The organism is Pseudomonas sp. KK18 (assembly GCF_037094675.1).
Taxonomy (GTDB): Bacteria; Pseudomonadota; Gammaproteobacteria; order Pseudomonadales; family Pseudomonadaceae; genus Aquipseudomonas.
In genome coordinates, this window is the sequence record NZ_CP146605.1 from 6,364,833 (window position 1) to 6,388,224 (window position 23,392).

Genomic DNA, 23,392 nt, shown 5'->3' on the forward strand with positions numbered 1-23,392 from the left:
GGTACTTCCTCATGCCTTCGCAAAATCCCGCCGTGGCCGTGGGCCACAGCAATCCCCATAGCGGCATCGGTGACAAAATCCGTGGCGCCATGGCTGTCGGTAAAACCCGCTGGGGCATGCTGGCCCTGGTGTTTTTTGCCACCACTCTGAACTACATCGACCGCGCCGCCCTCGGCGTGATGCAACCGATCCTGGCCAAGGAAATGAGCTGGACGGCGATGGACTACGCCAACATCAACTTCTGGTTCCAGGTGGGTTACGCCATCGGCTTTGTGCTGCAAGGCCGGTTGATCGACCGGGTCGGCGTCAAGCGCGTGTTCTTCTGCGCGGTGTTGCTGTGGAGCCTGGCCACCGGCGCCCATGGCCTGGCCACCTCGGCGGTGGGCTTTATGGTCTGCCGGTTCATTCTCGGGCTGACCGAAGCCGCCAACTACCCGGCCTGCGTCAAGACCACCCGCCTGTGGTTCCCCGCTGGCGAGCGTGCCGTGGCCACCGGGATCTTCAACGCCGGCACCAACGTCGGCGCGATGATGACGCCGATGCTGCTGCCGCTGATCCTCCACGTGTGGGGTTGGCAGGCGGCGTTCCTGTGCATGTCGGCACTGGGCGGGATCTGGCTGGTGCTCTGGGGCTTGAAGTACTACAACCCGGAAGACCATCCAAGCGTGAAGCAATCGGAACTGGACTACGTGCAACAGGAAGTCGAACCGGAACAACCCCGCGTACCGTTCAGCCGGATCCTGCGGATGCGCGGCACTTGGGCCTTCGCCCTCGCCTACTCGATGACCGCGCCGGTGTTCTGGTTCTACCTGTACTGGCTGCCGCCGTTCCTGAATCAGCAATACAACCTGGGCATCAACGTGACCCAGATGGGCATCCCGCTGATCATCATTTACCTGACGGCGGACTTCGGCAGCATCGGCGGCGGGATCCTGTCTTCGTTCCTGATCGGACGCGGGATGAACCCGATCAAGGCGCGGCTGCTGTCGATGTTGCTGTTTGCCTGCTGCATCGTCGGAGTGATCATGGCCGCCGGCTCCAGCCACCTGTGGGTCGCGGTGTTTGCGATTTCCCTGGCCATCGGCGCGCACCAGGCCTGGACCGCCAACATCTGGAGCCTGGTGATGGACTACACGCCCAAGCACATGATGAGTACGGTGTTTGGTTTTGGCGGCATGTGCGCGGCCATCGGCGGGATGTTCATGACCCAGATCGTCGGCCATATCCTGACCGTGACCAACAACAACTACACCGTGCTGTTCACCCTGATTCCGGCGATGTATTTCATCGCGCTGGTCTGGATGTACTTCATGGCGCCGCGCAAGATTCCGACCGTCGAGGTCTGAGTTTCCTACCTGCGCCGCTGCTGCCAGGCAGCGGCCAACCCGCTCAGGCAAATCACCCCGATCCCGACCACGGTGGTCAGGTCCGGGGTGTGGTTGAACACCAGCCAGCCCAACAACCCCGCAAACACGATCTGGCAATAGCCGAACGGCGCCAGCAGGGCCGGCGCTGCGAAGCGGAAGGCCTGGGTCAGCATCAAGTGTGCGGTCATCCCGCAAGTGCCCAGCGCCAGCATCAGCACCCCGTGCCACAGGCTCGGCACCTGCCAGAAGAACGGCACCAGCGCGCTCATCACCAAGGTATTGCACAACCCGGCGAAGAAGTTGCTGGTGGTGGGCGTGTCGTACTTGCTGAGGATGCGGGTGAGCAGTTGGTAGAAGCAGAAGAACAGCGCCGACGTCAGCGGCAACAACACCGCGGGGGTGAACAGCTCACCCCCCGGGTGCACAATGATCAGCACCCCGATAAACCCGCAAATCACCGCCAGCCATTGGCCGCGGGTCACGTGCTCACCCAACAGCGGCACCGACAACGCGGTGACCAGGATCGGCGCAAGAAAGTTGACCGCCGTGGCCTCGGCCAACGGGATAAAGTGCAGCGCCGCCGTAAAGAACAGGCTGGTGCCCAGCAGGCACAACGCCCGCGCCACTTGCAGTAAAGGGCGTTTGCTGCGCAGTACCCGCAGGCCCGATTGCGGCAGGAAGATCCCGGCCATCAACAGCGTGTGCACCAGGTAGCGGGCCCACACCACCATCACGATCGGGTAGAACCCGGCCAGGTATTTGGACAGCGCGTCGTGGCTGGAAAACAGAAAGGTCGCCACCACAATCAGCAAAATGCCTTTGAGCGGGTGGTTGACGCCGGAAAGTGGGGTACTGAGGGTCATTGCATTCTCTTGAGTGGCAGGCTGAAATGACCGCCGCATACCGCGGCATAATCTAGAACGGGTAAAGCGCCTCGCTCAAGAGCATAACCAAACACTGTTCGAACAGCGCACTAAATTGCGGTTTTCCAGTCCAACGCTTCACGCCGCCCCGCCCACTGCGCGTTTTTTAACCAAGGCTTTCTCACCATGAAAAAAACCCTGTTGATTCTTTCGACCCTGACGCTGCTCAGCGCCTGCGACAAGCAAGCCGAGACCGCCAAGGCGCCCGCCCCGCCGTCTGTCCAGGCAACGTTGGTACCGCAAGTGCTGCCCACCGACAAATGGGTCGGCAAGTGGATTGGCGTCGAAGGCCTGAACCTGACCATCGCCAAGGACGACAGCATCGGCCGCGGCCACTATGTACTGACCATGAAATACGGCCTGGATGACGACGATTCCGGCACCTTCAAGGGCCAGGCATCCGAAGACGGCATCACCTTTGAACGCCCGGACGGGCCGCAGATCCTGAGCGCTGGCGACGGCGAAGCCACTGGCCTGAAATGGCTGGCCGACAAGAAGGACTGCCTGATCGTCGACACCGGCGAAGGGTATTGCCGCGACTGACACAAGCTTCATACAGGTCGGACGACACAGCGTTTAGCATCGTCAGACAGCCGGACTGGCGCCAACCCTACACACCAACAACACTGAGCTGCAGGTTCACAAAGAGGATTGCCACATGCTATGGAAAAAAGGCCGACGCAGCGACAACGTGGTAGACGCCCGCGATGACAGCGGCGGCGGTGGCATGCGTTTTGGGGGCGGCAAGGGCCTGAGCCTGACGGCCATCGTGCTGATCGTCGGCATCGGCTGGCTGACCGGCCAGGACCCGATGCAGATCCTCGGGCAACTCAGCGGCCAGCTCACCGAGCAAGCGCCCTCCGTCAGCCCGCAAACCCGCCAGGCGCCGCCGGCCAATGATGAACAAGCCGACTTCGTGCGCGCCGTCCTCGGCGACACCGAAGACACCTGGGCCCAGGTGTTCCAGGAAAACGGCCTGACCTACAAGAACCCCAAACTGATCCTGTTCCGTGGCCGGGTGAACTCCGCCTGCGGTGGCGCCACGTCCGCCAGCGGGCCGTTCTATTGCCCGGCAGACCAACAGGTATACCTGGACCTGGATTTCTTCCGGGAAATGTCCCAGCGCTTCAAGGCCGCCGGCGACTTCGCCCAGGCCTACGTGATCGCTCATGAAGTCGGACATCACGTGCAGACGCTGCTGGGCATCTCGGCGAAGATTCAGGCAGCCCGCCAGCAAGGCCGGCAGATGCAAGGCGACGGCGGCCTGCTGGTGCGCCAGGAGCTGCAAGCCGACTGCTTCGCCGGGGTGTGGGCCAACCGCGCGCAAAAGCGCCTGAACTGGCTGGAGCCCGGCGACATTGAAGAAGCACTGAATGCGGCCAACGCGATTGGCGATGACCGCTTGCAGCAACAGGGCCAGGGCCGCGTGGTGCCTGACTCGTTTACCCACGGCACCTCGGCACAGCGGGTTCGCTGGTTCAAGACCGGCTTCGCCCAGGGCCAGATCACTCAATGCGACACCTTTACCGCCAAGAGCCTTTAAATGAATAAACGACTGGGTCTGCTGTTAGGTTTGTTGATCACCTGTTCCTCCTCCACCTGGGCTGCCGAACATGGCGTCAAGGTGGTCAGTCCCGATCGTTTTCACCTGGATGCCGGCGACCTGAGCGTCGGCTTGAGCCAGGACTGGCGCCAGCCGCTGCCTCAAGTTACCCGCGCGCTGATCATCGTGCATGGTCGCCTGCGCAACGCGATGACCTACCTGGACAGCGGCGAAAAAGCGGCCGAAGCCGCAGGACAAAACGCCAATACCCTGGTGATTGCGCCACAGTTCCTCAACCAGACCGACCTCAAGCGCAACCAGATCGACAGCCAGACCCTGCGCTGGAACAGTAACGACTGGATGGCCGGCGAGCCGTCCACAGGCCCGGGCCAGATCAGCTCCTACGGCGCGCTGGACCAGATCATCAAGCACCTGGGCAACCGCAAGCTGTTCCCGAACCTGAAGGAAATCGTGGTGGCCGGCCATTCCGGTGGCGGCCAGGTGGTGCAGCGTTTTGCGCTGACCGGGCATGATCACCCGCTGCTGCAAACCGAGGGCATCAGCCTGCGTTATGTGGTGGCCAACCCGTCGTCCTACGCGTACTTCAGCCCACAGCGTCCGGTGAAATTCGATGTTGCCAGTTGCCCGGGCTTCAACGACTGGAAGTACGGCATGCAAAACCTGCCGGCCTACGCCAAGGGGCAAAGTGCCGAGCAGCTGGAGCAGGCTTACGTTTCGCGTAATGTCACTTACTTGCTGGGCCAGCAGGATACCGACCCGAATCACCCGGCGCTGGACAAGAGCTGCGGCGCTGAAACCCAGGGCGCGTATCGCTTGATTCGCGGGCACAATTATTTTGACTACCTCAAGCAGCGGCACCCGCAGCTGGGCCACAAGCTGGTGGAAGTGCCGGGGGTTGGGCATAACGGGGACAAGATGTTTACGTCGCCTGAAGGGCAGAAAGTACTGTTCCAATAACCACTGAAGAAACCGGATCAAAAATGTGGGAGCGGGCTTGCTCGCGAATGCGGTGGATCAGTCAGCCTATGTATTGACTGACACACCGCATTCGCGAGCAAGCCCGCTCCCACATTGGATTTTCATCGACCGGACTAAATCATCCGGCGCAATACCGCGCAATCTTCAGCATGCCAATCCGCCAGCTCCGGCCACGGGTTTTCCGGCAGATTGACCAGCACAGTCTTCGTCCCCGCCGCCCGCCCGCAATCCAGATCAAACCGGTAATCACCGACCATCACCATCTCTTGCGGCGCCACTTCCCACGCTCGCGCCAGCTTCAACAAACCACCCGGGTCAGGCTTGGGCGGCGCATCATCACGCCCCAACACATCCTCGGCTGCAAAGCAGTCCTCCAGGCCGATCGCCTGCAATGTCACATGGGCCAGCTCCCGCGCATTGCGCGTCAGGATGCCCAGGCGATAACCCCGCCCGGCCAATTCCCGCACCAACTCCACGGCACCGGTAGCGGCTACCGAACCCAGCGCCAGCTCACGCTCATGCGCAAGCAACCACGCATGCTTGGCCGCTGCTTCATCGGCGGGCAACGCCGCCAGGTGCGTAAGAATGTCGTCAGTCGCCGGAATATCCAGGGCCACGCGGATCGCCGCAAAATCATGCACGGCCACCGTCAGGGTGCCATCCATGTCGAACACCCAGTGCTTCACATCACTGAGGCTCATGCCCAATCCTTGCGATGACGAATCAAGCCTTCCTGGGTAACCGATGCCACCAGTTGCCCGGCGCGGTTGTACACGCTGCCCCGGGAGAACCCACGGGAATTGCCGGCCCATGGGCTGTCCATGGCGTAGAGCAACCAGTCATCGGCACGCAGGTCGGCGTGGAACCACAGCGCGTGGTCGAGGCTGGCGACTTGCATGTCTTTCTGCCACACGGTCTTGCCGTGGGGCAGCAGCGAGGTGGTCAGCAGGCCGAAGTCCGAAGCGTAGGCCAGCAGGTATTTGTGCAGCGCCGGCGAGTCGGCCAGGGCGCCGTCCGCACGAAACCACACGTATTTGACCGGGTCGGACGGCTGCGGGTTGTACGGGTCTTTCTCGGTCACCGGCCTTACTTCGATTGGCTTGGGGCACAGCAGCTTTTCGCGCATGTGCTCGGGAATCAGGTGCGCGCGCTGCTGGGTCAGTTCCAGCTCCGACGGCAGGTTCTCCGGGCCGACCACCACGGGCATGGTGGTCTGGTGCTCGAAGCCTTCTTCGTCATACTGGAACGAAGCGCTGCAGGTGAAGATCGGGTTGCCCTTCTGGATCGCCGTCACCCGGCGCGTGCTGAAACTGCCGCCATCGCGCACCCGGTCAACCGAATACACCACCGGCAACGCCGCATCGCCGGGGCGCAGGAAGTAACCGTGCAACGAATGCACATGCCGCGTCTCTTCAACGGTCTGGCTGGCCGCCGACAGCGACTGGCCGAGCACCTGGCCGCCGAACAGCTGGCGAAAGCCCAGGTCCTGGCTGCGGCCGCGAAAGAGGTTTTCCTCGATCGGTTCCAGGGTCAGCAGGTCCACCAGATCTTCCAACACTTGGCTCATAGAGCATCTCCTACAACAATCTATTGGGCATTCCGGGCTGCTTATCCGTGCAGCGTGTCCAACCATTGGGCGCGGGTGATGCGATACAACACATGATGCCGCAAGGGGTCATCGGCTGCGACCTTGGGGTGTTCAAAATCTGACAGGGGATCGTAATGCATACCGATGGCCTGCATGACTTTTTGTGATGGCAGATTGGCTTCAGTGGTAAACGAAACGATTTCGTCCAGCTTCAGCCGGTCGAAACCACAGCGCAGGGCAGTCCAGGCGGCTTCGCTGGCGTAACCCAGGCCCCAGTGTTCCCTGGCCAGGCGCCAGCCGATCTCCACCGCCGGAGTGAACGGGGCCTCGAAGCTCACATTCAGCAAGCCGGTGAGGCCGATGAACTCGCCGCTGTCCTTGCGCTGCAAGGCCCACAGGCCAAAACCGTACTCGGCAAAATGGCCGCGAATACGTCCGATCAGCGCAGCACTTTCCAGGCGGCTCAAGGTGGCCGGGAAATACCGCATCACCTGCGGGTCGGCGCACATGCGCGCAAACTCCGGCAAGTCGGCATCGCTCCATTGGCGCAGCACCAGGCGTGCGCTTTCCAATTGCAGTATCGGCTCCATTGGTCCCCCTCCCTTGCCATGTGCGTGAGTGTAACGCGCTGTTAAGATCCGTCGCTGGTTCCCGTCAGAAATCGCCATGCCCTTGCCATTGATCTACCACGACGACTACAGCCCCGAGTTCCCGGCAGACCACCGCTTCCCCATGGATAAATTCCGCCTGTTGCGTGACCATCTGGTGGAGAGCGGCCTGACACGGGACAGCCAACTGCTGCGCCCGGAACTCTGCCCCGCCGAGATTCTGGCCCTGGCCCATGAACCTGGGTATATCGAACGCTACATGAGCGGCGAGTTGTCGCGCGAAGACCAACGGCGCCTTGGCCTGCCTTGGAGCGAAGCCCTGGCCCGGCGCACCGTGCGCGCGGTGGGCGGCTCGTTGCTGGCCGCCGAGCAGGCCCTGGAGCACGGCCTGGCCTGCCACCTGGCCGGCGGCACCCACCACGCCCACTACGATTACCCGGCGGGTTTCTGCATCTTCAATGACCTGGCCGTGATCAGCCATTACCTGCTGGCCAGCGGGCGGGTCAACCGGGTGCTGATCTTCGACTGCGACGTGCACCAGGGCGACGGCACCGCACGCATCCTCCACGACACCCCGGATGCAATCACCGTGTCCCTGCACTGCGAAAAGAACTTCCCCGCGCGCAAGGCGCAAAGCGACTGGGACATCCCGCTGCCGATGGGCATGGGCGACGCGGACTACCTCAAGGTGGTCGACGATGCCCTCAACTACCTGCTGCCGCTGTATCAGCCCGACCTGGTGCTGTATGACGCCGGCGTGGATGTGCACAAGGACGACGCCCTCGGCTACCTCAAGCTGACAGACCAAGGCGTCGCCGCCCGCGATGAAAGCGTGATGCGGCACTGCCTGGGCCGCAATATTCCGGTGGTCGGGGTGATCGGCGGCGGCTACAGCAAAGACCGCCCTGCCCTGGCCCGTCGCCACGGGATCCTGCACCACAGCGCGCAGCGCGTCTGGACTTCATCAGGCTGTCATTGAGTTATGCGCGTTACCCACAATCGCTGTGGAACTGCCTGTGGATAACCTGAGTGAAAGCCCCGGCAGGCCATAAGCCGCCTGGCCTGCAGAAGGCTGTATGTTTTTTGATCAGGCAGCATGAGCATCCTCGGGTAGAATGCTCGGCCTACTTTGCCGAACCGCAGTTATCCCTATGCCCCAGACTCAAACCCCATCTCAACACGTCATCATCATCATCGGCGGCGGCCCGGCCGGGCTGATGGCCGCCGAAGTGTTGAGCCAGGCCGGGATCCGGGTCGACCTCTACGACGGCATGCCCTCGGTAGGCCGCAAGTTCCTGCTGGCGGGCGTGGGCGGCATGAACATCACCCATTCCGAACCGTACCCGCAGTTTCTGGCGCGCTATGCCGAGCGGGCGCCGTGCATGGCGCCGTTGCTGCGTCAGTTCGGTGCCGAAGCGTTGTGCGAATGGATACACGGGTTGGGGATTGAAACCTTTATCGGCAGCTCCGGCCGGGTGTTTCCTACTGACATGAAAGCCGCCCCGCTGCTGCGGGCCTGGCTCAAGCGCCTGCGCGACCAGGGCGTAGTTATCCACACCCGCCATCGCTGGCTGGGTTGGAATGCCGATGGCAGCCTGCTTATCCACAGCCCCGAGGGCGACAAAAGCGTACGCGGTGATGCAGTGTTGCTGGCCTTGGGCGGCGGCAGTTGGTCGCGCTTGGGCTCGGATGGGGCGTGGCTGAAGTTGCTGGAAGACAAAGGCGTGCCTTACGCGGCGTTGCAACCGAGCAACTGTGGCTTCGAGGTGTCGGCCTGGAGCGAGTTGATGGTCAGCAAATTCGCCGGGGCACCGCTGAAAAACGTCGCCATTGGCCTGGCAGACGACAAGCCACGGCTGGGGGAATGTGTGGTCACCGCCACGGGCATCGAAGGCAGCCTGATCTATGCGTTGTCGGCACCGATTCGTGAGGCGATCAACCGGGATGGATCGGCCACGGTGCACATTGACCTGTTGCCGAGTAAGCCACTGGACAAGGTGATCGCAGCGCTGAGCAAGCCGCGCGGCTCACGCTCGATGAGCAAGCATTTGCACAGTCAGTTGGGATTGGATGGGGTGAAGGCGGCGCTTTTGCGCGAGCTGTCACCGGCGGAGCACTTCAATGATCCGGCGCAGCTGGCGGTGGATATCAAGGCGCTGCCGCTGACGCTGGTGAAAACCCGGCCAATGGATGAAGCCATCAGTACCGCAGGCGGCGTGCCGTTTGAGGCGCTGGATGAACGCTTGATGATCAAGCAATTGCCGGGCGTTTTTTGCGCAGGCGAGATGCTGGACTGGGAAGCGCCGACGGGCGGGTATTTGCTGACGGGGTGTTTTGCCAGCGGGCAGGCGGCAGGGCGCGGTGTTCTTGAGTGGTTGAGGCCGGCCACCCCGGCATGACCCACTCACCCCATCACCGCCCGGCAGCAAAGTTACCTCTGACTCAACTGGCTGTTAGATCGGGATAGGCACGTTTAAAAGCTGTTACTTGCTTCTGCAGGAAAGCATCCTCTTCAGGCAGTAAAATTTTCAGATTTTCTATATAACTTGAATACGCACTGAAGAGTCTGGAAGGATCGCCGTGTTTCAAATCGTTCCATTCCTGCTTGAAGGCGTAGCTGAGTTTCTGGCCCTCTTCCTGACTGGTATAAAGCATATCCTGTAGATACTTATCCAATGGCGCCCTTATCTCAGGACTGATCGAATAATTAGCCTCATACAACGACATCAACTCTCTGAACGAATGGATTGCCTGCCCATACTCGCCGCGCGCCGCATGGTCTTCAACCCGGGACCTTAATTCGGCCACACGCAACTCTACCTGCTTGAAAGCTTTCTCGTCAGCAGCCTTGCCTTTCTTGATTTCGCCGTCTACAACAACGCCGCCGATAATGCCCGCCGCCGCCAGGACCGGCAAAACAAAAGGTACTAAAAACACAGCCATATCTACATCTCCATCTAAGTTCGTCATTCAGAAATCAGTTTCTGACTCAACCTCAGTGGAAATGAAGCATTTTAAGTTCCAGCACTTAAACACGGCGACAATTACAAAAAATATCCAAATCACAAGCAATAACTCATCAAGGATGACGAGGCACAACTTGACGCGAGCGGAATTGCTCCGCTCACGGTAGTCACTATGCGTTTACTTGATAACCAACAAGCCCTACTTCTTTTTCCGCGGCCCGGTGTTAAACACGGGCACCTTACGCACTGGCTTGATCGAAGGCTCGACCGGCGTCGCCTCCCCGCTGTCCACCCACTTGCCCAGGTTGCGCTTGCCACCACCGCCGCCCGAAGCCTTGGGTTTCTTCGGCTTTTTCGGCTTCTTCACCACCTGACCAGTGGCATCGGTATCCGGCACACGGTGCTCCGGTTCGAAGTCCTGCTCCATCTTCCGGGTCAACGTCTGACGGGTCAGCATCTCGATGGCCGACAGCATGTTCACTTCATCGGCGCACACCAGGGAAATCGCCTCACCGGTGTTGCCCGCACGACCGGTACGGCCGATGCGGTGGATGTAGTCCTCGGCCACGATCGGCAGGTCAAAGTTGACCACCAGCGGCAAGTCTTCGATATCCAGGCCACGGGCCGCCACGTCGGTGGCCACCAGGATCTGCACGTCGCTGCTCTTGAAGCGATCCAGCGCACGCTGGCGCGTGGCTTGTGGCTTGTCGCCGTGAATCCCGTCGGCGTTGATGCCCAGGCCCTGGAGTTTTTCCACCAGCGCGTCCACACCGTTACGGGTCTTGGCGAACACCAGCACCTGCTTCCAGCGGCCCTTGCGCATCAGGTGCACAAACAGCTCGGCCTTGCGCTTCTTGTCCACCGGCACCACCCATTGCTTGACGGTGTTGGCGGCGACGTTGCGCGGGCTGACTTCGACGGTCAGCGGGTCGTTGAGCATCTGCCCGGCCAACTGGCGGATCTCGTCGGAGAAGGTTGCGGAGAACAGCAAGGTCTGGCGCTTTTTCGGCAGCATGCGGTAGATGTTCGCCAGTTCTTCGGAGAAGCCCAGGTCGAGCATGCGGTCGGCTTCATCCAGCACCAGGGTTTGCAGCTGGTTGAGCTTCAGCGCGTTCTGGCGGAACAGGTCGATCAGGCGGCCAGGGGTGGCGACCAGCACATCAACGCCTTTGCGCAGCTTCATCATCTGCGGGTTGATGCTCACGCCGCCGTACACGGCGTAAGTGGTCAGCGGCACGTTTTGGGCGTACTCGGCGACGCTCGCATGAACCTGCTCGGCCAGTTCGCGGGTCGGGCACAGGATCAGCGCGCGCACCGAGTTGGCGCTGACTTTCGGCCCTTCCATGGTCAGCAGTTGCAGCAGCGGCACGGCGAAACCGGCGGTCTTGCCGGTGCCGGTCTGGGCCGCAGCCATCAGGTCACGGCCTGCCAGCACCGCCGGAATGGCTTGCGCCTGCACCGGCGTCGGGGTCTGGTAGCCAAGCGTCTCAAGGGCGCGCAGCAAGGGTTCGATCAGGCCAAGTGTGGCGAAAGTCATGGAAATACCGTAGGAAAAAGTCAGCGCAAGGTCGCAATGCGCGGCAGTTTACCTTATTTCCGGTTTTGGCTTTCGCCACTGTGGCAGGCTGATCAGCAGCACCGCGCTGATAATCACCAACATTGCCAGGGCTTCTTCCATGCCGATGGTCTCACCGACAAACACAATCCCGAGCAACACCGCCACCGCCGGATTGACGTAGGCATAGCTGGTGGCCGCCGCCGGGCGTACGTGCTTGAGCAGGTACATATAGGCATTGAAGGCGATGATCGAGCCGAACACGGTCAAGTACGCCAGGGCCAGCCAGCCTTCCAGCGGCGGCATGGCTTGGAGGTGTTCGCCGCTGACGGCACTGAGCAACAGCAGCACGAAACCTGCGATCAGCATCTCCGCCGCACTGGCCATCGCGCCTTGAGGCAGCGGCAAATGCTTGCTCCACACCGAACCAAAGGCCCAGGCCGCCGCCGCAAAAATCAGCAAGGCCGCACCGGTGGGGCTCGATTGCAGGTTGGAGCCCATATTGAGCATGGCGATGCCGATAATCCCCAGCACCACCCCGGCCCATTCCAGACGGGTATTGCGCGCGCCCCAGAAATAACCACAGAGCAAGGTGAACAACGGCACCGTCGCCACCGCCAACGCGGCCACGCCGGAAGCCACGCCCGTATGTTCGGCCACACTGACCGCACCGTTGCCGAAGGTCAGCAGCAAAATGCCGATCTTCGCGGCAGCCTTCCACTGCACCCACGTCGGCGCCGGGGCCCCACGCCAGCGCAGGAAGGCATACATCAGCGCGCCCGCCGTCATAAAGCGAATCCCCGCCAGCAACAGCGGCGGCCAGTACTCCACACCAATGCGAATCACCAGGTAGGTAGACCCCCAGATCACATACAACGCAAAAAAGGCGGCGATCAACGGTAAGGGAAAGCGACGTGGGCCAGGCATTGGGCAGCTCTGTGGCAGGACAAGGGAGCGTTATTTTAGAAATCCCCGGCCGTAAACATAAGTTACAAAACCTGTTTAAAGCGCCAGTACACTTTTCAAAACATGGTTATCAAGGCTATAAACCGTGCTTTCGAAAGCTATGCATTCCCGGAGCCTTATCATGGACAAATACGACCGTATGCTTCTCAGCGCCCTGCTGGAAGACGGCCGCGCGTCCTACGCGCAACTGGCGCGCACCGTGAACCTGTCCGCACCCGCCGTGGCTGAGCGAGTGGCGAAACTGGAAGCCAGTGGTGTGATTACCGGGTATCAGGCCAAGGTCGACCTGTCGAAGGTGGGGTTGCCGATCCAGTGCGTGATTGAGTTGCGGTTGACCAATCATGGGAGCCAGAAGGTTTACGACGCGCTTTCGGAAATTCCCGAGTTGACTGAATGCCATCGGGTGACGGGCGATCCGTGCGTGATCATGCAGGCGGCGGTGGGCTCGATGCCGGAGCTGGAGAACCTGATCAATCGGGTGGCGAAATTCGGGTTCAGCAAGACCTCGATCATCTTGTCGAGCGCGATAGAGCGGCGGGTGCCGTTGGGGCAGTTGGAGGGGAATGGGAAGAGTGGCAACTGAACACGCCGCTCGGCAGCTCGTTCCCACGCTCTGCGTGGGAACGCATCCGGTGACGCTCTGCGTCACGACTTCAAGAGCGGACGCAGAGCGTCCAGGGCGGCATTCCCACGCGGAGCGTGGGAACGATCGCCACGGGCACACTTTTTAGGGCCAGCAAGACGGATCCCTTTCATTTGCAGGACCTTTCCTAGAAAATCCAACCGCCTTGTTTCGGCCGGATCAGGTAGCTAGTCTCGCTCGGTCATCGAACAATCGACGACCGGACGTGCAAGTCCGACTGGCAAGGATATACAGACGCCCTACTCCTCAACGTCCGACGTTATCTGTTATGGCGGCTGTGCGCGGGAGGTCCTCGGATCTGCCGGGTTTTCCTTTGCCCCGGTCTTGCACACCTGCGTACAGCTGCCACCTTCATTCGCGTGCAAGCGAACGGTGATAGCTTCTTACCTCAAAGGAGTTCCACCATGGTCAAAGTCACCCCCGATCCACCAGAATTTTGCAGCGACAGCCCACTCACCCGCCGCGCCATCGATTACTACCTCAAAGCCTGCGCACCGGACGGCGCACCCTTCGTGCTCAACGACAACATGAGTTTCGAAGACGCCCTGGCACGGGCGGCCGATTTGCTGCATTGCGCCGTGGCAACCGCACAGATACCCGGCGAGCCGATGAACGGGCAGCAGCGGGCGGTGATGCATTTGGTGGAGATGGCGAAGGTGGTGGTGGATCGGTCGCTGGACTGCTTACAGCCTCGATAACCACCGCAACTCGTTCCCACGCTCTGCGTGGGAATGCATCCGGTGACGCTCTGCGTCACGACTTCAAGAGCGGACGCGGAGCGTCCAGTGCGGCATTCCCACGCGAAGCGTGGGAACGATCATTGCCAGGTTAGAACCCGCGATGCTTCTTCAGATGATCATTGATCTTCGCCGCCGGAACCTTCTGCAAGCTGCACAGCAATTCGTGTGACAACTCCCGCAACCCGTGGGTGCGACGCAGTTCCTCGGCCAGGTGAGCGGTAAGGTTCGCCGCCATCTCCGCGTCCGCCATCGCCCGGTGAGCCTTGCCGGTGTGGGGCAGTTGGGCAAACGAGGTCAGGGTACCCAGCTTGTGGTTCGGCGCCGCCGGCATCAAGCGTCGCGCCAGCAATAGCGAACAGGCAAACTTCTGCAAACGCGTACGCCGGATCAACCCCAGCTCGAAATCCCAGAACTTCTGGTCAAACGCGGCGTTGTGGGCCAGCAGCGGCGTGGTGCCGACAAACTCGTTCACCTCGTTCATCACCCGCTCCGCCGACGGTGCGGTGCGCAGCATGGCGTTGCTGATGCCGGTCAGTTGCTCGATAAACCCCGGCACACGCACACCAGCGTTCATCAGGCTCTGGTAGCGGTCCACGATCTGGCCCTGCTCCAGGATGACCACGGCGATTTCCGTGGCCCGGCAGCTGCTGCTCGGCTGGATGCCGGTGGTTTCAAAGTCGATGACCGCTATACGTTCCAAACCTGTTCCAACTCCGTCAAAAATCTATTTAAGCAGCAACGCGCCTTCAATCGGCACGTAGCGGCTGGCGGCGCGTATCAATGAGTTGGCCGTCAGCCCCGGCACGCCGTAGGCCACGGCTTCGACGCCGTGCTTGCTGATGATGCGGTCCAGCAGCATGTCGAAATCACCGTCGCCGGAGGCCAGCACCACTTCGTCGACATGGGCGGCGGCGTCCATGATGTCGATGGTGATGCCCACGTCCCAGTCGCCCTTGGCCGAGCCGTCGCTGCGCTGGATGTAGGGCTTGAGCTTCACGGTAAAACCCAGGTTGCGCAGGATCTGCTGGAACTGCTGCTGTTTGCTGTCGCCACGGTCGATGGCATAGGCATACGCCTCGACAATCTGCCCGCGCTGGCTGATATCAGCCCACAGGGCGGCGTAGTTGAAGTGACAGCCGTACGCCTGGCGCACGGTGTAGTAGAGGTTTTGTACATCGGCGAACACGGCTATCTTTTTCACCGCAAATCCTCATGACACGCGCATGGACCCCGGACTCAAGGGCCCGGAAAGGTTGCCAGTATGCCAGCCACAAGGGAGTTTCCGAGAAAAATCAGCCCGGGGCGACGAAGCGCCCCGGTTGAGTGTGGGTCAGACGAAGGAATCGTCGTCGCCAAAGGAGGAGGAGTCGTCGGAATAGTCGTTGTCGGCGAAGCTGTCGGAGGCGTTATCGCTGCCCCAGCTGTCGTTACCGGCATATTTCTGGTCGTCGTTGCCCCAGTTGCCGTTGTCGCTTGCCGGGGCCGGCTCTTCGCGGATGATCTCTTCAACCACTTGCGGTTGTTGCGAGTTGTGGCTGAACAGGCTGCTGATGCCTTCTGCCAGCATCACACCACCGGCCACGCCAGCTGCGGTTTTCAGGGCGCCGCCGAGGAAACCGCTGCCAATCGGCGCTGCGGGTGCCTGTTGTGGCTGCTGATAGTTCTGCTGGGGAGCACCGTAGTTCTGCTGCGGCGCAGGTTGCCCGCCAAACGACGGACGCGCTGGTTCACGCCAGCCACCGCCCGACGACGCAGGTGCGCTCTGGGTCGGCTGCGGGTCACGGGAACCGCCGCCGAAAATGCTCGACAGGAAACCGCCACTGCTCGGTGCAGGCTGCGCCGCCTGGGACCTGGCCTGTTGCAGTTGGTCCTGCAACTCCTGGATCTGCTGGGCCTGCTGCTTGTTCTGCGCATCGAGGCTCTTGATCGCGTGCTCTTGCACCAGAATCGACTGGGTCATGTAGTACGCAGCGGCCGGTTGGCGAGTGACGTGTTCCTTGATCCGCGCTTCAGCCTGGGCGTCGCGGGGGGCTGAGTCCGTTTCGGCTTGCTGCAACCGTGAAAACAGTCCGTCGATCAGGGTTTGTTCTTCGCTGTTCATGGCGACCTCGTTAGATTGCCGGTAGAAATCTTCGCCTTGCGCACGATGTGCAAGGTACAACCCAGTTATGGGGCTGTTGCTGATTGTTTCAATGGTCTTTACGCAAGGTTTACGTTTGCTTGCATCTGCTCTTGATCGGTTAAAGTAACGCCCTTGCTTTTCGGCCTGTGAAGACCCTGATGAATCCGTTAGACGTATTGCGCGACTCCTTCTTCTTTTTCAAGCGCAACCTGGGCGCCATCGTGCAGTTGTGCCTGCCACTGGTGATCCTCGAAGCCCTGCTGCAACAGGTGCTCGACCACACGCTCGGCCCAGACGCGTTTCCCGGTTACAGCGTGGTGATCGGGCTGCTGGTGTACCCGCTGTACACCGGCGCACTGATCCTGTTCCTCGACGCCCGCACCCGGGGTGAATCGCCGCGCACCCTGGATGTGCTGGCCATGGCCCTGACCCTGTGGCCGCGCTTTGCCCTGCTGACGGCAATCAGCACGCTGCTGATCCTGCTGGGCCTGTCGCTGTATTTCCTGCCCGGCCTGTGGCTGATGGTGGTGCTGGCTTTCGCCGAATACCTGCTGGTGCTGCGGGGCATGTCGGCGCTGTCGGCCATGAAGGAAAGCCTGCGCCTGACCCGTGGGCATTTCTGGCGGATCCTGGTGTGCCTGCTGTGCGTGATGACCCCGCTGTGGTTGCTCAAGGGCGCCAGCGTGGCGGTCTATCCGGACCCGAACCCGCTGCTGGGCCTGCTGATCGACAGCGCACAGAGCTTCCTGCAACTGTTCACCAGCGTGGTGTTGTTCCGCCTGTTCATGTTGATTGGTGGCGACGCCGACGCGCGGTGATATGCTCCGGGCCTGTCCTGCAACGCCATAAGCCGAGCCGATGACCCGACTACTGCGCATTACCTTGCTGGGCCTGCTGATCCTCGCGGCCCTGCTGACCGGCTTGATCTACAGCCTGACCTGGCGCCCTGCCGACAAGGAAACCCTGCCCATCCGCTGCGTCGCGCCCCGTGCGCCGACCCTGCTGCCTGGGCAGGCGCTAAAGGTCATGACCTGGAACGTGCAGTACCTGGCGGGCAAGAACTACGTGTTCTGGTACGACACCCCGGACGGCAGCGGCCCGGACGACCGCCCGACCGTTGAAGACATGGCTTCAAGCCTCGACGAAGTGGCGCGGGTGATCCGCGACGAGCAGCCCGACATCCTGCTGTTGCAGGAAGTCGACGAAGGCGCCAAGCCTTCCAGCTACCAGGACCAACTGGCCTTGCTCCAGGAGCGCCTGGCCGACCTCTACCCGTGCAGCGCCCAGGCCTTCGACTGGAAAGCCGACTTCGTGCCCGACCTGCATATCTTCGGCAGCGTCGGCCGCAAGCTGGTGACCATGAGCCGCTACCAGATCGAACACGCCGAGCGCCTGCAATTGCCGGTGGCACGCGCCAACCTGATCAGCCGTCAGTTCCAGCCCAAGCCCGCGTTATTGCTGACCTACCTGCCGTTGAGCGATGGCGGCCAGTTGGCCGTGCTCAATACTCGCCTGGACGGCGCGGCCCCCGGGCACAACGCCGTGCTGGAACAGGTGCAGGCGACCGTCAAGCTGGTGGATAAATTCGAGAGCCGCGGCACGCCATGGCTGATGGGTGGGGATTTCAACCTGTTGCCGCTCGGGCAATTCCTGCGCCTGGACCCCGGCAAGCGCGGGCAATACTCGCCGGACAGTGAGCTGCACCTGCTGTGGGAAAAGTACCCGATGATCCCGAGCAACAGCCAATCCAGCGGGATTGACCGGGACCAGTGGCTGACGTATTTCCCGAATGACCCAACCGTAGAGGGGCCGGATCGTACGCTGGATTACCTGTTCCACAGCTCGCGCATCAAGAAGGTTGAGAGCAAGGTGCGCCAGAGCGATACGGTGCGTATCTCCAATCATTTGCCGGTGATTGCGCGGTTCCTGTTGCCCGCCGCGCAGTAAGCCACGCGGCGAAACAGTGTGGGAGCTGGCTTGTGTGGGAGCCGGGCTTGCCCGCGATGCAGGCACCTCGGTCTATCCGACAGACCGAGGTGATGCCATCGCAGGCAAGCCAGCTCCCACATTAGATCTGCGATGTACTTACTTTCTCGGCTTGATCCGGGCAGTCGGTTCAGCAATCAACGGATCATCCGGCCAGTAATGCTTGGGATATCGCCCCTTCAAATCCTTCTTCACCTCGGCGTAAGTACTGCGCCAGAAGTTCGCCAGGTCCTGCGTCACCTGCACGGGCCGTCTGGCCGGCGACAACAGGTGCAGCTTGACCACCTGCCGCCCGCCGGCAATCCGTGGGGTGTCCGCCAGCCCGAACAATTCCTGCAAGCGCACCGCCAGAATCGGCGGCTGCTCGCTGTAGTCCAGCCGCACCGACGAGCCCGACGGCACCTTCAGATGGTGCGGCGCCAGCTCGTCCAACCGCGCCGGCAACGGCCACGGCAGCAGGTTATGCAGGAAGCTGGAAATATCCAGATTGGCGAAATGGCTCAGGCGCGACACCTTGCCCAGGTACGGCATCAACCAGTGTTCCAGGCTGGCAAGCAAGGCGCTGTCGCTGACATCCGGCCATTCACTGGCCTTGCCGCTATCCAGACCACGCATCAGCATCACCCGCGCCTGCCATTGGCGCAGCTCCGGGGTCCAGGGCAGCAGTTCGAGACCTTTGCGCCGCACCAGGTTGACCAGCGCCTGGCTGCGGGCAGATTCGTCGAGGCCGGTCAGCGGCTCGCGGCTGAGCACCAGTTCGCCGACCTTGCGCTGGCGTTCGGCGCGCAGCACGCCCTCGCGTTCGTCCCAATCGAGTTGGTCGACATTGCGCACCTGTTCGGCCAATACCGAGTCGAACAACGCCGGATCAAAATCCGCCGCGAGGTAAATCCGTTCTTCACGCTGGCCCTGGCGGCTGCCCAGATCGGCAATCACCAGCCAGGGTTGTTTCATCAGGCTGTCGGCTTCGGCGAACAACGCGGCACGGCCGTTGGCGAGGCGGTATTCGGCACCGCCCGCCCGCCGTTGCTGGGCGACGCGGTCCGGGTAGGCCAGCGCCAGCAAGGCGCCGAGCCAGCGCGGATGATCGGGATCAGCCACCGGCTGCTCTGCCTTGCCTCTTAAATAGCCACGGTATTGCCGCGCCAGTTGCCGGGCACGCTGCACGCCGCCCTGGGTGCCACGGGCCTTTTCTTCACCGGATAACAGGGCCAGGCGGCTGTGCAAATCCGCACCGGCACCACGCAGGATATCGCGCTCACCCAACAGTGCCGCCACGTCACAGGCCATGCTCGCCAGGCCCAGATCCTGACCACGCAGCAGCAAATGAGCGATTCGCGGGTGCGCCGGCAACCCGGCCATTTTCTGGCCGTGGGCGGTCAGCTTGGTATCGCTCAACGCTCCGAGGCGCTCGAGCAAATCCTGGGCCTGTGCATAAGCCGCGGTGGGCGGAACGTCGAGCCATACCAACTGAGTAGGCGCCACGCCCCAGCGGCCCAATTGCAGGGCCAAACCGGAAAGATCCGCCGAGAGAATTTCCGCACTGGAATACGCCGCCAGCCCTTCATGCTGGTCCTCGGACCACAACCGATAACACACCCCCGGCTCCAGTCGCCCTGCCCGGCCGGCACGCTGGGTGGCGCTGGCGCGAGAGATGCGCTGGGTGTCGAGACGGGTCATGCCGCTGCCCGGGTCGAAACGCGGGACCCGCGCCAACCCGGCGTCGATCACCACGCGCACGCCGTTGATGGTCAGGCTGGTCTCGGCAATGTTGGTGGCCAGCACCACTTTGCGCTTGCCGGCGGGCGCCGGGTCGATGGCGGCGCGCTGGGCGGCCAGGTCCAGTTCGCCGTGCAGCGGGCATAGCAGCACATCGGGGTTATCGCCCAGCGCGTCAGCCAATTGCTGATTAACCCGACGAATCTCGGCCTGCCCCGGCAGGAACACCAGCACGCTGCCGCCTTCATCATGCAGGGCTTCAAGGATGGTCTGCACCAACCGCGGTTCGATAAATTCGCCGGGCTGGAATGGCCGGCCCCAGCGCATCTGCACCGGGTACATGCGCCCTTCGCTGCGCAGGATCGGCGCGTCGTCCAGCAAACCGGCCAGGCGTTCGCCTTCCAGGGTGGCGGACATCAGCAGGATCTTCAGTGGCTGCTCGTCGCGAAACAGGTCTCGACCATTAAGACTAAGGGCCAGCGCCAGATCGGCGTCCAGGCTGCGTTCGTGGAACTCGTCGAAGATCAACAAACCCACGCCGTCGAGTGCCGGGTCATCCTGCAGGCGCCGAGTGAGGATGCCTTCGGTGACTACTTCAATACGGGTGTTGGGGCCGACCTTACTGTCCAGGCGAATGCGGTAGCCAACGGTTTCGCCGACCTTTTCCCCCAGTTCGCTGGCCAGCCTTTCTGCCGCGGCGCGGGCGGCGAGGCGCCGGGGTTCGAGCATCAAGATGGTTTGCCCGGCCAGCCAGGGTTCATTCAACAGCGCCAATGGCACCCGTGTGGTTTTACCGGCGCCGGGCGGTGCTTCGAGCACGGCTTCATGGCGCGTTGCCAGGGCGTCACGCAGGGCGGGTAAAACATCATCGATTGGCAACGAATTCATACTGGCTCCAAAGCAGAGCGGCGAGTATAACGGCGAACTGCCGGGTGTCGGTGGTGGTCTCAACGACACGGCCCCGTACTGACTGGAATGCGGTCAAAGGTGGGAGCGGGCTTGCCTGCGATAGCGGAGTGTCAGCCAACACACCTGAAACTGAACCACCGCCATCGCAGGCAAGCCAGCTCCCACACTTGATCATCGTCGCCTTGTAGACTGGCTTATAGTCATTTTCATTATGTTCAAGGAGAGTCCCATGCGTGTTGCTTCCCGTGTCATCGGCGGTGTTCTGGCCGTCACCCTGCTGAGCCAGTTGACGGCCTGCGGCTCGATTTTCTACCCCGACCGCCGGGGCCAGATCGACGGCAAGATCGACCCGGCAATTGCCGTGCTCGATGCGGTAGGCCTGCTGTTCTACGTGATCCCGGGCCTGATCGCCTTTGGTGTCGACTTCGCCACCGGCGCGATTTACTTCGAGCCTGGCAAGACCGCCCAAGTGGCCCCGGAAAAACTCCAGCAAGCCATCGGCGCCGACGGCAAGGTCGATAACGCCAAGCTGCAAACCATCATCCAGAAAGAAACTGGGCATAACCTGCCGCTGGACGACCCGCGCATGATCCAGTTCAAGGGCAGCGTGCAACAACTCGCCACCCTGGGCCTGCAACCCGCCGCTTAAGGACTGACCCGCCCCATGACCACCAGTCCCGAACACGCCCGGCTGTTGCGCCTGGCCACCCGCGCTTCCGTCGGCGTGGCCTGTGTGCTGATTGTGACCAAGGCCATCGCCTGGTGGCTCAGCGGCTCGGTGAGCATGCTCGCCGGGTTGACCGACTCGCTGCTCGACGGCGTTACCTCGTTGCTCAACTTGCTGGCCGTGCACTACGCGTTGCGCCCGGCCGATGACGATCACCGGTATGGCCACGGCAAGGCGGAATCCCTGTCGGGCATGGCCCAGGCGCTGTTCATCGCCGGCAGTGCGGTGTTGATCGCCTTCCAGGCGTTCCAGCGTTTGCAGCATCCGGAACCTGTGGGCGCGCCATGGCTGAGTATTGGCGTGATCGTTCTGTCCCTGGCGTTGACGGCGGCGCTGCTGATCCTGCAATACCGGGTGATCCGCGAAACCGGCTCCAACGCCATCCGCGCCGACTCGCTGCACTATCGCTCAGACATGATGCTCAACGGCAGCATCCTGGTGGCGTTGGTGCTGGCGGCGTTTGGTTTTCATCAGGTGGACGCCTGGTTCGGCCTGGGCATCGCGGCCTACATTTTGTGGAGCGCCATCCAGATCGCCCGGGAAAGTTTTTCGGTGCTGATGGACGAGGAACTGCCGCCGGATGTCAGCCAGCACATGCTGGAACTGGCCTGCAGTGTGCCCGGTGTACTCGGTGCACATGACTTGCGCACGCGGATTTCCGGCAGCCACTGGTTTGTGCAGTTGCACCTGGAGTTACCGGGGGAATTGAGTCTGTCGGTGGCCCATGGCATCAGCGACCAGGCCGCCGATGCCATCCACAACGCCTACCCGCGAGCCGAAGTGCTGGTGCACGCCGACCCGCAGGAAGTGGTCAAGGGCGCGAAGGCCTAGTACTGCACCTGATACCCGCGACTGCTCAGGCAGTTGCCCTGGGCCTGGCGGTAGGTTTGCACCACGGCCGGGTCGGGGGCGTAGGTGACGGTCCTTGGGTCAAAGCCACTTTGTTGCACCGCCCAGCGATAGCAGTCGTAACCATCCTGCTGGACCTGCGCCGGTGACTGGCCGTTGGCCGGGTAAGCCACCACGTCATAACCATTGCCCTGGGGCACGGGCTGCGGCGCTGGCGCGGCGGGTGGCGGCTGCACCACAACGTACTGCTGGCTGCTTTCTTCGTAGGTGTAATAGGCACCGGCGGCGAGGAAGAACAGCGCACTGCCCACCCACACTTCCCGCGCGTAGTCGGGCAGGTATTGCACGCGAATCCCGTAAGGCGGCGTCACGACGACATAGCGCGGGCCTTGCGGGCGATACCAGTAGCCACCCGAGAAGAAGTAGTCCTGGCCGCGATACGGCACGCGGTAATTGCGGTCGGGGAAGCGATCGACGATATAACCCGGACGGTATTGCGGGCCGGGCCCCCAGCCATTGCCGTGCCCGTCGGGGCGACCTGGCCAGCGGTGATCGTTGGGGTGGTTATTGCCACCGCCGTTACCCCCGTTGAAGCCGGGCCGGCCCGGGCCACCCTGGCCGCCATTGCCGGCCTGCCAATGCTGGTTGCCGTCGTTGCGACGCGGGATGTCCTGGTAATTGCCCTGACGCGGTTCCTGGGTCTGGCGCACGGTATCCGGGCGACCCTGGATCGGCAGGTTATTGGCCGGCTGCGGCGCCGGGTGCGGCGGTTGCTGCTGGTTGCCTTGTGGACGACCTTGCCACTGGCCACCCCCATTCGGGCGCTCGACATTCTGGTTCTGCGGCCGTGGCTGATTGTTTTCGAAATGCTGATTCTGCGGACGCGGCTGATTGTTCTCGGGCCGAGGGGCTTCAGGACGCGGTTGATTATTTTGTGGTCGCGGTTGGTTGTTCTGCGGCCGAGGCTGATTATTGCCTGGATGCCCTTCCGGGCCTCTTTCATGCTGACCACCGCCTTCCTGGCGTGGCGGGTCGTCGGCCATCACTTGCGCACCAACGCTCATCATCAGCAAACCAACACCTGCCAAACGCCAGATGCGCTTCATGCTATTCCTCACTGCGGATTAGGGCCTACACGTAAGACTGGAAAACCGGGGCCCGGTTCTGCGAGAGGTTATCAGT

The 23,392-nt window shown here is 62.0% G+C and carries 24 protein-coding genes; 12 read left to right on the forward strand and 12 right to left on the reverse strand.

Features of this window, described 5'->3' with window-relative positions; all coding sequences use genetic code 11:
• Window positions 1–11 precede the first annotated feature (11 nt).
• Complete coding sequence (locus V6607_RS28870; RefSeq protein WP_134327352.1) at window positions 12–1,346, forward strand: MFS transporter; 1,335 nt, start codon at window positions 12–14, stop codon at window positions 1,344–1,346.
• Window positions 1,347–1,351: 5 nt separating this feature from the next.
• Here the strand turns inward: V6607_RS28870 and V6607_RS28875 are convergent, their stop codons facing one another.
• Entirely contained in the window at window positions 1,352–2,230 is an 879-nt protein-coding gene (locus V6607_RS28875; protein ID WP_003215531.1) for a DMT family transporter, read from the reverse strand.
• Between the two features lie 186 nt (window positions 2,231–2,416).
• Here V6607_RS28875 and V6607_RS28880 point away from each other — a divergent pair, with 186 nt between their 5' ends.
• The 3 genes from V6607_RS28880 to V6607_RS28890 all read left to right on the forward strand — a co-directional run bounded on the left by V6607_RS28880 (window position 2,417) and on the right by V6607_RS28890 (window position 4,811).
• On the forward strand, window positions 2,417–2,833 hold the full coding sequence (locus V6607_RS28880) for a hypothetical protein (protein ID WP_008436613.1): 417 nt from the start codon (window positions 2,417–2,419) through the stop codon (window positions 2,831–2,833).
• Between the two features lie 115 nt (window positions 2,834–2,948).
• On the forward strand, window positions 2,949–3,833 hold the full coding sequence (locus V6607_RS28885; RefSeq protein ID WP_102369952.1) for a neutral zinc metallopeptidase: 885 nt from the start codon (window positions 2,949–2,951) through the stop codon (window positions 3,831–3,833).
• Window positions 3,834–4,811: a hypothetical protein gene (locus V6607_RS28890; RefSeq protein WP_003215523.1), complete on the forward strand. Its 978-nt coding sequence runs from the start codon at window positions 3,834–3,836 to the stop codon at window positions 4,809–4,811. It begins immediately after the preceding gene.
• Between the two features lie 134 nt (window positions 4,812–4,945).
• On the opposite strand, the gene V6607_RS28895 is transcribed toward V6607_RS28890, so the two are convergent.
• Genes V6607_RS28895 through V6607_RS28905 form a run of 3 tightly spaced genes read right to left on the reverse strand, consistent with a single transcriptional unit; the run spans window position 4,946 to window position 7,010 of the window.
• Window positions 4,946–5,533 carry an HAD family hydrolase gene (locus V6607_RS28895; protein WP_087693557.1) on the reverse strand — a complete coding sequence of 196 codons (588 nt, stop codon included), beginning with the start codon at window positions 5,531–5,533 and terminating at the stop codon, window positions 4,946–4,948.
• Window positions 5,530–6,399, reverse strand: coding sequence for an acyl-CoA thioesterase II (gene tesB, locus V6607_RS28900; RefSeq protein ID WP_010174840.1), 870 nt, complete (start codon window positions 6,397–6,399; stop codon window positions 5,530–5,532). Before tesB ends, V6607_RS28895 begins: the two co-directional genes overlap by 4 nt.
• A 41-nt stretch (window positions 6,400–6,440) precedes the next feature.
• Window positions 6,441–7,010: a GNAT family N-acetyltransferase gene (locus V6607_RS28905; RefSeq protein ID WP_134327353.1), complete on the reverse strand. Its 570-nt coding sequence runs from the start codon at window positions 7,008–7,010 to the stop codon at window positions 6,441–6,443.
• A 76-nt stretch (window positions 7,011–7,086) separates the two neighbouring features.
• Between V6607_RS28905 and V6607_RS28910 the strand changes: the two genes are divergently transcribed.
• Together V6607_RS28910 and V6607_RS28915 are read left to right on the forward strand one after the other, a co-directional pair.
• Complete coding sequence (locus tag V6607_RS28910; protein WP_134327354.1) at window positions 7,087–8,007, forward strand: histone deacetylase; 921 nt, start codon at window positions 7,087–7,089, stop codon at window positions 8,005–8,007.
• A 172-nt stretch (window positions 8,008–8,179) separates the two neighbouring features.
• Window positions 8,180–9,427 carry a TIGR03862 family flavoprotein gene (locus tag V6607_RS28915; RefSeq protein ID WP_338742308.1) on the forward strand — a complete coding sequence of 416 codons (1,248 nt, stop codon included), beginning with the start codon at window positions 8,180–8,182 and terminating at the stop codon, window positions 9,425–9,427.
• A 43-nt stretch (window positions 9,428–9,470) separates the two neighbouring features.
• Here V6607_RS28915 and V6607_RS28920 read toward each other — a convergent pair whose 3' ends face one another.
• The 3 genes from V6607_RS28920 to yedA form a co-directional block, all read right to left on the reverse strand.
• Window positions 9,471–9,998 (reverse strand): hypothetical protein, encoded by a 528-nt coding sequence (locus tag V6607_RS28920; RefSeq protein ID WP_256662375.1) that lies wholly within the window; start codon window positions 9,996–9,998, stop codon window positions 9,471–9,473.
• A gap of 195 nt (window positions 9,999–10,193) precedes the next feature.
• Window positions 10,194–11,531: a DEAD/DEAH box helicase gene (locus tag V6607_RS28925; protein ID WP_003215511.1), complete on the reverse strand. Its 1,338-nt coding sequence runs from the start codon at window positions 11,529–11,531 to the stop codon at window positions 10,194–10,196.
• 48 nt (window positions 11,532–11,579) lie between these two features.
• Complete coding sequence (gene yedA, locus V6607_RS28930) at window positions 11,580–12,476, reverse strand: drug/metabolite exporter YedA (protein WP_087693559.1); 897 nt, start codon at window positions 12,474–12,476, stop codon at window positions 11,580–11,582.
• A gap of 160 nt (window positions 12,477–12,636) precedes the next feature.
• Between yedA and V6607_RS28935 the strand changes: the two genes are divergently transcribed.
• Together V6607_RS28935 and V6607_RS28940 are read left to right on the forward strand one after the other, a co-directional pair.
• Window positions 12,637–13,098 (forward strand): Lrp/AsnC family transcriptional regulator, encoded by a 462-nt coding sequence (locus V6607_RS28935; RefSeq protein ID WP_003215506.1) that lies wholly within the window; start codon window positions 12,637–12,639, stop codon window positions 13,096–13,098.
• 464 nt (window positions 13,099–13,562) lie between these two features.
• Entirely contained in the window at window positions 13,563–13,856 is a 294-nt protein-coding gene (locus V6607_RS28940; RefSeq protein WP_134327356.1) for a DUF3077 domain-containing protein, read from the forward strand.
• A gap of 130 nt (window positions 13,857–13,986) precedes the next feature.
• On the opposite strand, the gene V6607_RS28945 is transcribed toward V6607_RS28940, so the two are convergent.
• The 3 genes from V6607_RS28945 to V6607_RS28955 all read right to left on the reverse strand — a co-directional run bounded on the left by V6607_RS28945 (window position 13,987) and on the right by V6607_RS28955 (window position 15,999).
• On the reverse strand, window positions 13,987–14,598 hold the full coding sequence (locus V6607_RS28945; RefSeq protein WP_003215504.1) for a 3'-5' exonuclease: 612 nt from the start codon (window positions 14,596–14,598) through the stop codon (window positions 13,987–13,989).
• A gap of 24 nt (window positions 14,599–14,622) precedes the next feature.
• The gene (locus tag V6607_RS28950) at window positions 14,623–15,099 is read right to left on the reverse strand and encodes an NYN domain-containing protein (RefSeq protein WP_003215502.1); all 477 of its coding nucleotides are present in this window, start codon (window positions 15,097–15,099) and stop codon (window positions 14,623–14,625) included.
• Window positions 15,100–15,228: 129 nt separating this feature from the next.
• Window positions 15,229–15,999, reverse strand: a complete 771-nt coding sequence (locus tag V6607_RS28955) for a DUF2076 domain-containing protein (RefSeq protein ID WP_008436594.1) — start codon at window positions 15,997–15,999, stop codon at window positions 15,229–15,231.
• A gap of 179 nt (window positions 16,000–16,178) precedes the next feature.
• Between V6607_RS28955 and V6607_RS28960 the strand changes: the two genes are divergently transcribed.
• Both V6607_RS28960 and V6607_RS28965 read left to right on the forward strand, forming a co-directional pair.
• Window positions 16,179–16,838 (forward strand): YciC family protein, encoded by a 660-nt coding sequence (locus V6607_RS28960; protein ID WP_003215498.1) that lies wholly within the window; start codon window positions 16,179–16,181, stop codon window positions 16,836–16,838.
• A gap of 40 nt (window positions 16,839–16,878) precedes the next feature.
• The gene (locus V6607_RS28965) at window positions 16,879–17,967 is read left to right on the forward strand and encodes an endonuclease/exonuclease/phosphatase family protein (protein ID WP_134327357.1); all 1,089 of its coding nucleotides are present in this window, start codon (window positions 16,879–16,881) and stop codon (window positions 17,965–17,967) included.
• Between the two features lie 138 nt (window positions 17,968–18,105).
• On the opposite strand, the gene hrpB is transcribed toward V6607_RS28965, so the two are convergent.
• The gene (gene hrpB / locus V6607_RS28970; RefSeq protein WP_134327358.1) at window positions 18,106–20,613 is read right to left on the reverse strand and encodes an ATP-dependent helicase HrpB; all 2,508 of its coding nucleotides are present in this window, start codon (window positions 20,611–20,613) and stop codon (window positions 18,106–18,108) included.
• A 250-nt stretch (window positions 20,614–20,863) separates the two neighbouring features.
• On the opposite strand from hrpB, the gene V6607_RS28975 reads away from it, so the two are divergent.
• Together V6607_RS28975 and V6607_RS28980 are read left to right on the forward strand one after the other, a co-directional pair.
• Window positions 20,864–21,283 carry a hypothetical protein gene (locus V6607_RS28975; protein WP_017476229.1) on the forward strand — a complete coding sequence of 140 codons (420 nt, stop codon included), beginning with the start codon at window positions 20,864–20,866 and terminating at the stop codon, window positions 21,281–21,283.
• 15 nt (window positions 21,284–21,298) lie between these two features.
• A complete protein-coding gene (locus tag V6607_RS28980) occupies window positions 21,299–22,192 on the forward strand; it encodes a cation diffusion facilitator family transporter (protein ID WP_087693591.1) in 894 nt (297 codons plus the stop codon).
• Here the strand turns inward: V6607_RS28980 and V6607_RS28985 are convergent.
• Window positions 22,189–23,316 carry a DUF6515 family protein gene (locus V6607_RS28985; protein WP_102604764.1) on the reverse strand — a complete coding sequence of 376 codons (1,128 nt, stop codon included), beginning with the start codon at window positions 23,314–23,316 and terminating at the stop codon, window positions 22,189–22,191. The genes V6607_RS28980 and V6607_RS28985 overlap by 4 nt on opposite strands.
• Window positions 23,317–23,392 lie beyond the last annotated feature (76 nt).